The 12,942-nt window shown below is 50.4% G+C and carries 13 protein-coding genes; 7 read left to right on the top strand and 6 right to left on the bottom strand.

The window, feature by feature from the left end:
* Positions 1-99 precede the first annotated feature (99 nt).
* A complete protein-coding gene (locus VFS25_RS19920) occupies positions 100-696 on the bottom strand; it encodes a tRNA-(ms[2]io[6]A)-hydroxylase (RefSeq protein WP_326463934.1) in 597 nt (198 codons plus the stop codon).
* A gap of 240 nt (positions 697-936) precedes the next feature.
* Here VFS25_RS19920 and VFS25_RS19915 point away from each other — a divergent pair, with 240 nt between their 5' ends.
* Positions 937-2,046, top strand: coding sequence for a pyridoxal phosphate-dependent aminotransferase family protein (locus VFS25_RS19915; RefSeq protein WP_326463933.1), 1,110 nt, complete (start codon positions 937-939; stop codon positions 2,044-2,046).
* Positions 2,047-2,146: 100 nt separating this feature from the next.
* The gene (locus VFS25_RS19910) at positions 2,147-4,579 is read left to right on the top strand and encodes a penicillin acylase family protein (protein ID WP_326463932.1); all 2,433 of its coding nucleotides are present in this window, start codon (positions 2,147-2,149) and stop codon (positions 4,577-4,579) included.
* Here VFS25_RS19910 and VFS25_RS19905 read toward each other — a convergent pair.
* Positions 4,576-5,010 (bottom strand): ester cyclase, encoded by a 435-nt coding sequence (locus VFS25_RS19905; RefSeq protein WP_326463931.1) that lies wholly within the window; start codon positions 5,008-5,010, stop codon positions 4,576-4,578. The genes VFS25_RS19910 and VFS25_RS19905 overlap by 4 nt on opposite strands.
* Before the next feature lie 179 nt (positions 5,011-5,189).
* Here VFS25_RS19905 and VFS25_RS19900 point away from each other — a divergent pair, with 179 nt between their 5' ends.
* The gene (locus VFS25_RS19900) at positions 5,190-6,035 is read left to right on the top strand and encodes an oxidoreductase (RefSeq protein ID WP_326463930.1); all 846 of its coding nucleotides are present in this window, start codon (positions 5,190-5,192) and stop codon (positions 6,033-6,035) included.
* A 271-nt stretch (positions 6,036-6,306) separates the two neighbouring features.
* Here VFS25_RS19900 and VFS25_RS19895 read toward each other — a convergent pair whose 3' ends face one another.
* Positions 6,307-7,224 (bottom strand): sugar phosphate isomerase/epimerase family protein, encoded by a 918-nt coding sequence (locus VFS25_RS19895; RefSeq protein ID WP_326463929.1) that lies wholly within the window; start codon positions 7,222-7,224, stop codon positions 6,307-6,309.
* Between the two features lie 70 nt (positions 7,225-7,294).
* Entirely contained in the window at positions 7,295-7,675 is a 381-nt protein-coding gene (locus VFS25_RS19890; protein ID WP_326463928.1) for a helix-turn-helix domain-containing protein, read from the bottom strand.
* A 98-nt stretch (positions 7,676-7,773) separates the two neighbouring features.
* Between VFS25_RS19890 and VFS25_RS19885 the strand changes: the two genes are divergently transcribed.
* The 3 genes from VFS25_RS19885 (at position 7,774) to VFS25_RS19875 (ending at position 10,780) form a co-directional block, all read left to right on the top strand.
* Positions 7,774-8,442, top strand: coding sequence for an NAD(P)H-dependent oxidoreductase (locus VFS25_RS19885; RefSeq protein WP_326463927.1), 669 nt, complete (start codon positions 7,774-7,776; stop codon positions 8,440-8,442).
* Between the two features lie 96 nt (positions 8,443-8,538).
* Positions 8,539-9,768: a BamA/TamA family outer membrane protein gene (locus VFS25_RS19880; protein WP_326463926.1), complete on the top strand. Its 1,230-nt coding sequence runs from the start codon at positions 8,539-8,541 to the stop codon at positions 9,766-9,768.
* A 31-nt stretch (positions 9,769-9,799) separates the two neighbouring features.
* Entirely contained in the window at positions 9,800-10,780 is a 981-nt protein-coding gene (locus tag VFS25_RS19875; RefSeq protein ID WP_326463925.1) for a GlxA family transcriptional regulator, read from the top strand.
* 46 nt (positions 10,781-10,826) lie between these two features.
* Here VFS25_RS19875 and VFS25_RS19870 read toward each other — a convergent pair whose 3' ends face one another.
* Both VFS25_RS19870 and VFS25_RS19865 read right to left on the bottom strand, forming a co-directional pair.
* Positions 10,827-11,369, bottom strand: coding sequence for an SMI1/KNR4 family protein (locus tag VFS25_RS19870; RefSeq protein WP_326463924.1), 543 nt, complete (start codon positions 11,367-11,369; stop codon positions 10,827-10,829).
* Between the two features lie 137 nt (positions 11,370-11,506).
* Positions 11,507-12,241 (bottom strand): DUF481 domain-containing protein, encoded by a 735-nt coding sequence (locus VFS25_RS19865; RefSeq protein ID WP_326463923.1) that lies wholly within the window; start codon positions 12,239-12,241, stop codon positions 11,507-11,509.
* Between the two features lie 232 nt (positions 12,242-12,473).
* Between VFS25_RS19865 and VFS25_RS19860 the strand changes: the two genes are divergently transcribed.
* A partial coding sequence (locus VFS25_RS19860; protein ID WP_326463922.1) for an ABC transporter permease occupies positions 12,474-12,942 on the top strand: 469 nt, incomplete at its 3' end.

The raw sequence follows: 12,942 nt of genomic DNA, 5'->3' as shown, positions 1-12,942 counted from the left end.
AACAGGTGATAATGTGCAGATGGGCAGATGTGCAAATAAATGCCGGACATTGTACATACATCATCTGCACATCTGCATATTCGCACATCTGCACATCTACTAATGCATCCTATCTCCCCGTACTTCCATCTGTTTTAATATAGCCGCTTCCGTTTGCAGCCAGTACTGCCAGCGTGGATCAACCTTTTCTTCAGGAATATATTCATATGCCAGATCAATGAACAGGCGATAATGCCCTGCTTCAGAGATCATGAACCTGCGGTAAAAATCGCGCAGGTAGGCGTCTTCCAGCCCTTCGCTCAGCAGGCGGAAGCGTTCACAGCTGCGGGCTTCTATCAGTGCGCATATCAGCAGCTTATCCAGCAGCTGGTCTTCGGCAGTGCCGCCTTTTACCTGGTGCTGCATCAGCTCATTTACATATACATCTTTACGTTGTTTGCCCAGTGGAAAACCTCTTTTTTTCATTTCAGCCAGCACCTGCCGGAAGTGGCCCCATTCTTCCGTTACAATAGGCGCCAGGTCCTGCACCAGCCGGTCTTTTTCGGGATAGCGCTGTATCAGGGATATGCAGGCGGTAGCTGCTTTTTGTTCGCAAAAAGCATGATCGGTCAGCACGGCCTCCAGCGATATGGAGGCGAGATCTACCCAGCGCGGGTCTGTAGGCAGCTGCAGGCCAAGAACAGATACTTTGGACATATGAAAAGCTAAAATTTACAGGTAGCCGGCCGTTGCCATACAGGCATCTTTATTGCCAGCGCGGCAAGTTACAAAGTTATTGTAAATAGGAGTGCTGTAAACTGGTGCAGCTGCATGCCAGGCATTTGCAGGCCCTGCTGCAGGCAACCGTCCGAACGGTCTTTTTGTTTCACACACATCGGGCATTTGCATCCGGCATTGCTGCAACCGCCCGAACGATCTTTTCCTTAGCTTTGAAGCATGAAGGAAGATTTTCTTTTGTCACAGCTGGAGCAGCGCCGCGCACAGCATGCCTTGCGGGAGCTGAAGCTGCCGGCGCCGCACATGGTGGATTTTTGTTCAAACGATTACCTGGGCCTTGCCCGCAGCGCCGCTATGCAGGAAGCTGTGCATACCCTGCTGGGAGAAAGGCCTTACATGCATGGTAGCACCGGATCGCGCCTGCTGGCCGGCAACTATGCCTGGATAGAGGAAGCAGAAAGCAACCTGGCCGCCTTTCATGCCGCAGCAGCGGGCCTTATCTTTAACTCGGGCTACGATGCCAATGTGGGCGTTTTTTCCTGCATACCACAAAAAGACGATACCGTTATTTATGACCAGCTGATACATGCCTCTATCCGCGACGGCATTCGCCTGGGCAGGGCGCAGTCTTTCTCCTTTTTCCATAACGATGTGCACGACCTGGAAAAAAAGCTGGGCCGTGCCAAAGGCAACGTGTTTGTAGCTGTAGAGTCAGTGTACTCCATGGACGGGGATAAAGCGCCGTTGACAGAAATAGCTGCTGCCTGCGAAAAGGCCGGCGCACATTTAATAGTAGATGAGGCCCATGCTACCGGTGTTATAGGCCCGCAGGGCGAAGGCTTAGTACAGGCGTTGGGGTTAGCCGGCAGCTGCTTTGCCCGCGTGCACACCTTTGGCAAGGCAGTAGGCTGCCACGGCGCTATTGTGCTGGGATCAGCCACGTTGCGAAGTTACCTGGTCAATTTTTCAAGATCTTTCATATATACTACAGCGTTACCTCCAACAGCTGTTGCCGCCATTATGGCCAGCTATAACCTCTTCCCCTATATGACGGAAGCCCGCGCGCACCTGTCGGCCCTTATCAGCCGCTTCAGGGAAGCCACCAGTATGCTGCAGGTGCTGCCAGGCGATACCCCCATACAAATTGTGCTTACGCCGGGCAATGAGGTTACCCGCCGCCAGGCGGCTGCCTTACAGGCCGCGGGGCTGGATGTAAGGGCCATCCTGCATCCTACTGTACCCAAAGGGCAGGAGCGCCTGCGTATTGTGCTGCATAGCTTTAATACCTTTGAGGAAGTAGATACATGCATAAAGGTGCTGCTGCAATAAGTCGCTCCTTATCTGCATATTTGCACATCTGCACATCCTCCCGTTTGTTTCATTTTTTTGCATTAATTTCATTTGCATATTTGCATATCCGCGCATTCTTATGAGATTTATACCCTTTGTTATTTCCGCCGTTATTACGCTGGCCTTAATAGGAGCCCTGAACCGCAAATGGGGCAGCATACCGCCCCTGGGAAAGTTTTTGAGCCCGCAGGAAGGTTTCTGGCAGAATGCGGAACCTATCAGCAAAGACTATAACGAAACGCTGTCGCTGCCCGGCCTTAGAGGCAAGGTAGAGGTATGGCTGGATGACCGTATGGTGCCGCACATTTTTGCGGAGCAGGAGGCCGATGCCTATTATGCAGAAGGCTACCTGCACGCGCGCGACCGCCTTTGGCAAATGGAGCTGCAGGTAATGGCCGCGCAGGGCCGCCTGTCGGAAATACTGGGGCCTAAGCTGCTGGCGTACGACCGCCGCCAGCGCCGCCTGGGCATGGGATATGCCGCAGAAGTAGCCGCTGCCGCCATGTTAAAAGACAGCACCACCAAAGTTGCACTGGAAGCCTATTCCGCCGGTATCAACGCCTATATTAATACCTTATCTTACAACGACCTGGCGGTAGAATACAAGCTGCTCGACTACCGCCCCGAGCCCTGGAGCCCGCTGAAATGCGCCGCATTGCTCAAGTATATGTCGTACGACCTTACCGGCGGCGCCGACGACCTGGAATATACCAATGCCCGCCGCATCTTTAGCCAGGCAGATTTTGATAACATGTACCCCGACCGTAATGACAGCATTGACCCCGTAATACCCAAAGGCACTGCTTTTGACAAGCCGGTGAAAAATGCGGTAATACCCACGGACAGCGTACTTGCGCAGGCGGCCGTTACCCTGCATTTTAAGCAAAACAAACCTGACCCCGACAATGGCAGTAACAACTGGGCCGTAAGCGGCAGCAAAACCCGCAGCGGCGCACCTATACTTTGTAATGATCCGCACCTGGGCCTGAGCCTGCCCTCTTTATGGTATGAGGTGCAGCTGCACACGCCCCGCATGAATGTATATGGCGCCAGCCTGCCCGGCGCCCCCGGCGTTATTATTGGCTTTAACGACTACATAGCCTGGGGCGTAACAAACGGTTCGGAAGATGTGATGGACTATTATGCGGTGCAGTGCCGCAACGGGCATAAGCAGTATTTGTACAATGGCCAATACCGGGATGCTACCCTGCGGGTAGAGGAGATTAAGATCCGCGGGCAAAAGCCTTATTATGATACCGTGGCCTATACCGTATGGGGCCCGGTAATGTTTGACGAAAGCTTTCATAGCAATGTGCCCGGCCAGCCCTGCGTGGCCCTCCGCTGGAAAGCGCATGATGCCTCCAATGAGCTGCTCACCTTTAATATGCTGAACCATGCGCGTAATTATGATGATTACCTGGCTGCATTAAAATATTATACCTGCCCTGCGCAGAACTTCGTATTTGCTTCCAAAAACGGCGATATTGCCCTGTGGCACAACGGCCAGTTTCCCCTGCGCTGGAAGAATCAGGGTAAGTGGATAATGCCCGGCAGCGACAGCACCTTTGCCTGGCAGGGATTTATACCCTGGCAGGAAGTGCCGCACATCAAAAACCCCGAACGCGGTTTTGTAAGCTCTGCCAACCAGCAGCCGACAGACAGTACCTACCCTTATTATTACTTCGGCTATTATGACCTGTACCGCGGCAAGCGCATTAATGAACGCCTGGGCGCCATGAACCAGATCACGGTACAGGATATGATGCAGCTGCAAAACGATAATGCCAACCTGTTTGCACGGGCAGCCGTGCCTTTGCTCACAGCGCACCTGCCGCAGGAGCGCCTTACCCCCGCACAGCAGCCGTATTACCAGCTGCTGAAAGTGTGGGACCAGCAGAACAGTCCTGCCAGCAAAGGCGCTACTGTATTTTACCTGTTGTGGGAAGGGCTGAAGCACCGCATATGGGATGATGAGCTGATGGCGCGGCCCGATAGCCTGGAGATGGTGTACCCGCAGGATAATGCCGCGCTCTTATGGCTTATCCGTGACTCTACCATGCACTTTGTAGATGACATACATACCCCGCAGAAAGAAACCTTAACAGACCTGGTGCTGCAGACCTTTGCACAGGTGGCCGACTCTGTGCAAAAGCTGGATGCGCAGCAGCAGCTGGAGTGGGGGCGTTTCCGTGGTACGGACATCCGTCATCTTACCCGCAGCCTGCCTGCCTTTAGCCGTATGCACCTGTATACCGGCGGTGGCACGCATGTAGTAAACGCCACCAAGCAAACGCATGGCCCTTCCTGGCGCATGGTAGTGCAGCTGAGCGCCACCACAGAGGCTTACGGCATTTATCCCGGCGGGCAAAGCGGTAACCCCGGCAGCCCGTATTATGATAACGCAGTGGCAGACTGGGTGCAGGGTAAATATTACCAGCTGCACATTTTTACGCCGCAGCAACGTGATGATCCGGGAGTGCGGTTCCGTATGATAATGCAGCCTAAAAGCTAAGGCTGCATCCCGGATGAAGCGCTACCGGTAATGGCATATAGCAGCGCCAGGTTATCTGCCACGCCATACTCTTTTATCACCTGTTCTCCTTCCAGCTCCAGCACGGTTAAGCCCTTCACCTGCACAAACCTGCCGGTGGCCTCTTTGCCGAAAAGGTTACCGGCCATATGCGTGCCCGTGTATTCCCAGTACACGGTTACAGCCTTGTCAGAAGGGATCACGTTCATCAGCTCAATCTTAATATCAGGGAAAAAAGAGTAGGTGGCCTGCAGCATTTTACGGTATTCCTCTGCGCCGCGGAAGGTTTGCGGGTAATGGGAATAATACACCGTAAGATCGGGGTGGGCATAGGTGAGCAGGCGCTCATCTTCCCCGGCATTCCAGATACCCATATAATGACGGGCCAGCTCAATTTTATCAGTATTGTCCATGACAAAAGGTATTGATCCGCAGGAAAACTGCAATACATGTACCAGGCCTATACATACTGAACAAAAAAGCCATTCACCTTTGAAGTTCAGGCGCAGCTTAATTTAAGAAAGCATACTGCATGCGAATGTTTTTTTATACCTTTTGCAGTAACCTTGTACTACAGCAAAAAAAAACGATCATGGAAAAAACATCAAAAGTTTGGTTTATCACCGGCGCATCTTCGGGATTTGGGAAAGCATTTGCAGAATACGCGCTCAGCCAGGGTTATAAAGTAGTTATTACAGCAAGACGGCTTGATAAGTTGGAAAGCATCAAAGATGTGATGCCTGAACAGGTAGCAGCAATAAAGATGGATGTAAATAACAGCCGGGAGGTAGAGCAGGCCGTGAAGCAGGCCATAGACCGCTTTGGCAGGATTGATGTGCTGATCAACAATGCGGGATTTGGCATAGTAGGCGCCGTGGAGGAAACCCCTGAGAGCGAGCTGCGCGCGCAGATGGAAACAAATTTCTTCGGCGCTGTTAGCGTAACCCGCGCCTTATTACCCATATTCAGGCAGCAGGCATCCGGCGCTATTGTAAACATGAGCAGTTTGGGCGGCCAGCTTTCCTACCCGGGGTTTGGGGCGTATTCCGCATCCAAGTTTGCGCTGGAAGGGCTTTCAGAAGCACTGGCTGCAGAAGTGGCGCCGCTGGGCATTAAGGTGCTGATTGTAGAACCGGGGCAGTTCCGGACAGACCTGGCCGGGGCAGCCATGAAATACATGCCGGAAATTCCTGCGTATAAAGATACCGTAGGGCCAACAAGAAATTTTGCCGCTAACATGCACGGCACCCAGGAGGGCGACCCGCTGAAAGCTGCCGCAGCTATAGACCGTGCTTTGGCGGATGCCAACACGCCGCTGCGTTTACAACTGGGCGAAGATGCGGTAAACGCCATCCGTCAGCACAGCGAACAACTGCTGAAAGACCTGTTGGCCTGGGAGGCGGTAGCGGCGGGTACAAAGTTTAACAGCGGGCAGTGATAATAATGAATAATTAATAATGAATAGGATTGCGTTTTGCGCTTAAAAAGAGCAGCGTACTGCATGTGCGGTACGCTGCTCTTTTATGGAGGAAGGTATTTATTATTTATAAAAACACCTGGTAAATACAAATGCTTCATTCCGGTAATTTACAAATCACAATTAGCTGCTGCACCTTGGCTTTGTCATCAAACATTGAATGCTAAACCACACCACCCCAATTCGTAATTCGTAATTGACAATTCGTAATTCCGCGCGCGCTGCGCGCGGTCTAGTATTTCCATTTCTTCATCTGCTCATAATCCAGCTTCGCGCTTTCCAGCGGTGTTTTATCCTGGTACGACTCCTGTTCAATAATAAAGTATTTGGTGCCGCCGGATTTTTTGCCCAGGTCTATTACTTCCTTCACCGGAATAATGCCGGTGCCCAGTACAGTGCTTTCATACTGGCCGCCCATTTCACCGCCCTTGGCCGACTTTATCTCGTCTTTTACATGCATCAGCTCAAAACGGCCCGGGTATTGCTTTACAATGTCCAGCGCAATGCCGCCTGCATGGTACATGTTGCCAATATCCAGCTGCTGTGCTACCAGTGAAGGATCGGTGTTTTGCAGTATCAGGTCAAACAGTTTTTGCCCGTTCAGCTTTGTGCTGAACTCAAAATCGTGGTTGTGGTAGCCGAACTTCATGCCCGACTTTTTACACAGCTGCCCGCTTTTGTTAAACACATCCATATAGGCTTTAAAGTCGTCGTAGGTTTTGCGCAGGCTTTCATCCAACCAGGGGCTTATCACATAATGCTGGCCTACGGTAGCGGCATCTTCTACAGTGTACTTCCACTCATCTGTAAAATCCTTTTTGGCAGCGTCCCAGTGGTGGGGCGCCATTACGGTATGGCCGCTGGGCATGGAAAGGCCCAGGTCTGCCAGCAGCTTTTTAAATTCCGTGGCGGAATAGCCGTAAAATTTACGGTTCACATAGTTCGCATGCTCCACGTATTTATAACCCATACCGGACAGCTGTTTTAATGTGCCGGCAGGATCTTTTTTCATATCGTCACGTACAGAGTACAGCTGTATACCCATAACCTCCTTAAAGCGGGGAGCTGCAAATAATTCGTTTTTTAATAACGTGGTGCCTGCAACGGCTAAGGCGCCGTTCCGCAGGAAATTCCTTCTTGAGATGTGCATAATGTATTTGTTTAGGGCCTGAAATAACGTTCATAAAAGTGCACCTGAATATACTCAATTTACGGCAATATTATACGGCGGCAGCATGCGCCTGCTCCTGTATGCCGCGGTGCGCGTCGCCCCAGTGCTCCAGCTGTTTCCAGATGGGTACCAGCGCCCGGGCGCTGTCTGTCAGGCGGTATTCAACCCGCGGCGGCACTTCAGCATGTATCTCCCGTATAACCAGGCCATCGCGTTCCAGCTCCCGCAGCTGCAGGGTAAGCATACGGTCTGAAATATCAGGTATCTTTTTTTTGATCTCTGCAAAACGCAGGGTTTTATGTTCCAGCTTATACAGGATATATAGTTTCCAGCGCCCGCCCAGTATATCAATAGCGTAGGTTACGCCACAGGTTTCATGCATGTGCCGGCGGTTCAGGCTGTTGGTGGATGCAGGTTTACGTTTGGCCATTACTAACATTTTTGTGTGCATCGAACAATAGGCTGCAGGTGCACAAATGTAAACAGCAGGAAATAATTTTGCCGGCGTTAAGTTAAATAAATCTTTTTATGAACGTATTGATTGTATATGCGCATCCTGAGCCCAAAAGTATGAATGGCGCCATGTTCCGGGCCGCGGTAGCTGCATTGGAAGCTGCCGGCCACCAGGTAAAAACGTCTGATTTGTATGAAATGCAGCTCAACCCGGTATCAGGGCGTTCCAATTTTACAAGCGTGCACAATGCAGACTTTTTTAAACAGCAGCTGGAAGAAGTACACGCCACTGCAGTAAATGGTTTTGCCCCGGATATAAATGCAGAGCAGGAAAAAGTAGAGTGGTGTGACCTCATGATCTGGCAGTTTCCCCTGTGGTGGTTTGGTATGCACGGCATCCTCAAAGGATGGGTTGACCGTGTTTTTGCCATGGGACGTACATATGGGGCGGGCCATCTTTATGAAACAGGTAAATTCAGCGGGAAAAAAGCGGTACTGTCTATCACCACCGGGGGGCCTGAAACCCATTATGTGGAAGGCGGCTTTAACGGCAGCCTGGCCGGCATATTACGGCCCATACACCGCGGCGTGCTGCAGTTCACCGGCTTTACCGTTTTAGCGCCGCAGGTTATTTACGGGCCGGCAAGAATGACATATGAGGAACGGGCGCAGGCATTGGCCGCATGGGGCGCACGCCTGCAGCATATTTATAACGAAATGCCCTTTAACGTAGGCAACTATTAAACATCAGCCGGGTAATGGCACAATATTTTGTTTACACTGGTAGCGTATTGTGTTATAAACGGGCAATTACCGCCCTTAAAAAGACGAATTACCCGGATGAGAAAACAGTGGTTGATCATATGCTTACTATTGCCCTGCATGGTTTGGGCGCAGGGCAAAAAACTGGACTCGCTGCAAAAACAGCATTACTACCCGGATGAGGACACCGTGCCACGCCTGGACATGATTGACCTGTTCAGCGATTTATTCCACATAAAGTCCAGGAATGTCCCCAAAAGAAGAGGCAAGGTGTATTATTCACTGATACCCGTGCCATCTACCATACCTGGTGGCGGTAATGCGCTGATCACCACTACCAATGCCGCCTTTTACCTGGGGCCGCGGCGTACCACCCGTTTATCCAATGTATCGTTTTCCCCGTCTTTTTCCTTTAGCGGGCGGTTTTCGTTCGCCTTCCATTCCAACGTGTGGCTGGAGGGCAACAACCGCAACATAGTAGGCGACATGCGCTTTATGGTGAACCCGCAGTACACCTGGGGCCTGGGCAAGGGTGGCGAAGGCAGTAAACGCGAGCTGATGGACAATAACTATTTCAGGTTTTACCAGACCTTTATGCGCAGGATCCGCCCGGGGCTGCTGGCGGGGCTGGGCTATCACCTGGACTGGCATTCCTCTATCAGCCTGCCCAATAACGACTCCGTAACCCTGCCTTCTTACGTGAAGTATGATTACGGTACTATGCCGCACAAGCAATCGGTTTCTTCCGGCGTTTCGCTGAACGTGCTGAATGATACACGCGCCAACCAGGTGAACCCGCAGTCAGGATATTATGTAAACGCTGTTTTCCGTTTAAATCCTACCTTCCTGGGCAGTAACAACAACTGGGCGTCGTTGTACGTAGATTACCGGCGTTACTTTCATTTTGGCGATGAGAGAAAACAGAACGTGCTGGCGCTGTGGGGCTTTTACTGGACATCGCTCAGCAGCAAAACACCTTACCTGGACCTACCCAGCATCGGGTGGGACCCTAATAATAACAGCGGCCGCGGTATAAACCAGAACCGTTTCCGGGGCAAAGGGCTTATTGACCTGGAGGCCGAGTACCGGCGCGATATACTGCCCAACGGCTTCCTGGGCTTTACCGTATTTGCCAATATGAATACCGTAACAGATGCGGAACACTACCGGTTTACCGGCTTTCACCCGGCCGGCGGCGTGGGCCTGCGCATTAAGTTCAATAAAAAGTCCAACACCAACATAGCGCTCGACTGGGGTTTCAGTAAATACACCAACATTGTTTACATTGGCCTGGGCGAAGCATTTTAAACATTTGCGCATCCATTGTTATCTTTATAGCATGAAACACGTGTCTGTTTTAATCCCGGAAGGCGACATCAGCATCAGTAATGTAGAAGGCATTTATCATATTTTTACAGAAGTTAACAAGCTGCTGCAAAGGGAAGGCAAGCCGTCTGCTTTTCACCTGCAGCTGGTGGGCAAATGCAGTCACAATCTTTCAAAAGAAAATTGCTTCAGTGTACACGCCGGGCGTTTGATCTCGGAAGAGTTCACCACCGACCTGGTAATTATACCCGCCCTGCATACAGATGTTATAAAGGGCCTGGAGCTTAATACAGACCTGTTGCCCTGGATAACAGCGCAGTATAACAAAGGGGCCGAGATCGTTGGTCTTTGCACCGGCACTTTTCTGCTGGCGGCCACGGGGCTGCTGAATGGTAAAAAAAGCACCACGCACTGGATCCATGCCGACGAGTTCCGCGACCTGTTCCCTGAAGTGCAGCTGGTAAAAGACGAGATCATGACTCACGAAAAAGGTATTTATACCAGCGGCGCTGCCTACTCTTACCTTAACCTGATCCTGTACATTATTGAAAAATATACCAGCCGTGATGTAATGTTATGGATAGCCAAAGTATTTGCGATAGATGTAGACCGGCAAAAGCAGTCGCACTTTATTATTTTCCAGGGATATAAAGCACACCGGGATGAAAGCATTTTAAAAGCGCAGGAGTTTATTGAAAATAATTATGATCAGCGCATTACCGTAGATCAGCTGGCGGCAATGGCTGTCCTGGGCCGCCGCAATTTCGAGCGCCGTTTTAAAACAGCTACCAGCAGCTCTGTAGTGGAGTATGTGCAAATGGTAAAGGTGGAAGCTGCCAGGAAGCTGCTGGAAAGAGGCGCTCATACCATTAGCGAGGTAATGTATACCATCGGCTATAACGATACCAAATCATTCCGCGATGTGTTCAAACGCATTACCGGTATGTCGCCGGTAGAATACCGTAACCGCTTTAGCCGGGAGGTAATGGTGTAGCAGCTGCCTGGCTTTGTACGGGATACGGCCTATGAGCATACGGCATTCAATTATTCCTTTCCGCCCTTTTACGTATAATCCATTTATCCAGCTGTACGTTCAGTATTTCAAACAGCGCCCTGAAATTATCTGCCAGGTGCCGGGGTTGGGTATAATTATCCGCATGATCCAGCCACACGATAGCATATTCTATGCTGGGCATTTCGGAGCTGTGGCTGTCAAAGCATACCACGCCGTAATCGTTGTAATCTGCTATAGGCAGGTAGCCACGGTCCATCAGGTCGGCGGGGTAGCCAATGATCCCTTCCTTCATGCTATCCAGCCAGTCGCCGGGAATGCTTTTAAAAAAAGAGATGCGGGGCAGACCCAAAGGCAGTTCCACAAAATACAGGTATTGCAGGAATGCTTTGTAGGAGGGCGGCAACCGGTGGCCCAGGAACTCTTCCAGTAAATAAAGCTGCGTATCGCTCACTGTGCTGGGCAGGGGTTTCCAGTAAACGGTTTCGTTGTTTGCGGAAAGATAACGGTGATCTGTCATAATTTCAGGTACTTCTTCTGCTATGTATTGGTTTCCGCGAATTTCTTCCATGAAATCAAAATACTTGTCTATCACTTGCTTGACTATACCAAATAGGTGTTTACGACTCATAAGATAGTTGTCATCATTGTTCTGCGGAACAAATTAGTAAAAATATATATGATTGTACCCGGGGCTGCCAGGGTGGCTTAAAAATATTTCTCAACAGTGATACCGTAGTTAAAGAGCAGGCTTTCCCGGTCGGTGCGGTTTAGCTTATTGTAGTTTAGTGCCGCGGTAAGGGCCAGCCAGGAGCGCAGCTTAATAGAAAGGGAAGTGGCGCTTTTAATAATGTAATCATCCCCATTGGTAAACGACTGTTGCAGGAAGTGAGCGCCTTCCAGCACAATAATGCCTTTAATGGTCCATTTATAAGTAATGCGGAACGAGTTACGGAAGGTTTGATATACATCCGGTATGGTATCTTTAAGAAACAGGTCACTGTTCTCAAACAGGATGCCGTTGCTTAATGTAAGAGAAGCATTGGGTTTGCTGATTATTTCATACGCGGCGCCCAGGCCACCCTGGAAACGGTTGTTGATCTTCAGCGACACGCTTTTATCGTAGCTGGCAAGGCCCCAGTAGAAAAAGCGGTGGCTTAGCCGGTACAGGTTAAAATCCAATGCCGCTGTTACATCATTATTGGTCACCGCCCGGTCCTGCTGTCCGTAAACATAGCTGGCCCCTGCATTCAGCACCACCTTCTTCTTGCTGATCTTAAATGCGGCCATATTATTCAACAGGTAAGAGTTACCGTCTTCCGTGCGGTTAATAGAGCCGGTAGAAGCATATTTTACGTAGTAATGGGTTGAATCGCTGAATTGTGCAAAAGCCGCCAGGCGGAGAAACAGCAGGAAGAACAATATAACAATTCGCTTCGTCATCAGGTGCTTATATTTGCCGGTAACGGCACAGCACGCGCAATTAGCGTGCCGTGAAGTGCCCGGCTTTGTCCGTTTACGGACAGGGCTGTTCGCAGCCGGACGGGCGCTTGTATGAGAACAGGCGCAAAACCCGCCGTGGCAGCGGCAAATCTATATTGGCAGGTTTGTTGTAAAACCAAACGTCTAAAGCGAACCTATGCTTAAAAACTACCTCAAAATTGCGCTTCGGAATTTGTGGAAGCATAAAGTGTTCTCCATCATTAACATTACCGGCCTTGCAGTGGGTATGACGGCCTGTTTCCTTATTTTCCTGTATGTACATTTTGAATTGAGCTATGATAATTTCCATACAAAGGCCAACCGTATTTACCGCCTGGCTACAGATGTAAAAACGCCTACGGAAACCCTGCATAATGGTATTACCAACATACCTGTTGTACCGGCTATTAAGAACGATTTCCCGGAAGTGGAGTCCTGCGTGCGGGTAATTAATATGGGCGCACTGGTAAAAAAGGGAGCGCTGAAGTTCCAGGAAGATAATATAAGCGCAGTTGATTCTACCTTTTTCCGCGTGTTTGATTTCAGGCTGCTGAAAGGAGATGCCGACAAAGCCCTGCAGGCCCCTTTAAGTGTGGTGCTCACAAAAACCACTGCTGAAAAATATTTCGGTAGCAGTAATCCGGTAGGCCAGACACTTACCT

Source organism: Chitinophaga sp. (assembly GCF_035761305.1).
Classification (GTDB): domain Bacteria; phylum Bacteroidota; class Bacteroidia; order Chitinophagales; family Chitinophagaceae; genus Chitinophaga.
The sequence above is the reverse complement of the archived record's forward strand: the minus strand, read 5'-3'. Positions and strand labels throughout refer to the sequence as shown.

What these genes read in the sequence shown, in the direction of transcription:
- VFS25_RS19865 (WP_326463923.1), bottom strand. Translation starts at nt 12,241, where the DNA reads ATGACGAAGCGAATTGTTATATTGTTCTTCCTGCTGTTTCTCCGCCTG.
- VFS25_RS19920 (WP_326463934.1), bottom strand. Translation starts at nt 696, where the DNA reads ATGTCCAAAGTATCTGTTCTTGGCCTGCAGCTGCCTACAGACCCGCGC.
- VFS25_RS19895 (WP_326463929.1), bottom strand. Translation starts at nt 7,224, where the DNA reads ATGCACATCTCAAGAAGGAATTTCCTGCGGAACGGCGCCTTAGCCGTT.
- VFS25_RS19885 (WP_326463927.1), top strand. Translation starts at nt 7,774, where the DNA reads ATGAACGTATTGATTGTATATGCGCATCCTGAGCCCAAAAGTATGAAT.
- VFS25_RS19880 (WP_326463926.1), top strand. Translation starts at nt 8,539, where the DNA reads ATGAGAAAACAGTGGTTGATCATATGCTTACTATTGCCCTGCATGGTT.
- VFS25_RS19905 (WP_326463931.1), bottom strand. Translation starts at nt 5,010, where the DNA reads ATGGACAATACTGATAAAATTGAGCTGGCCCGTCATTATATGGGTATC.
- VFS25_RS19875 (WP_326463925.1), top strand. Translation starts at nt 9,800, where the DNA reads ATGAAACACGTGTCTGTTTTAATCCCGGAAGGCGACATCAGCATCAGT.
- VFS25_RS19910 (WP_326463932.1), top strand. Translation starts at nt 2,147, where the DNA reads ATGAGATTTATACCCTTTGTTATTTCCGCCGTTATTACGCTGGCCTTA.
- VFS25_RS19890 (WP_326463928.1), bottom strand. Translation starts at nt 7,675, where the DNA reads ATGGCCAAACGTAAACCTGCATCCACCAACAGCCTGAACCGCCGGCAC.
- VFS25_RS19870 (WP_326463924.1), bottom strand. Translation starts at nt 11,369, where the DNA reads ATGGAAGAAATTCGCGGAAACCAATACATAGCAGAAGAAGTACCTGAA.
- VFS25_RS19900 (WP_326463930.1), top strand. Translation starts at nt 5,190, where the DNA reads ATGGAAAAAACATCAAAAGTTTGGTTTATCACCGGCGCATCTTCGGGA.
- VFS25_RS19915 (WP_326463933.1), top strand. Translation starts at nt 937, where the DNA reads ATGAAGGAAGATTTTCTTTTGTCACAGCTGGAGCAGCGCCGCGCACAG.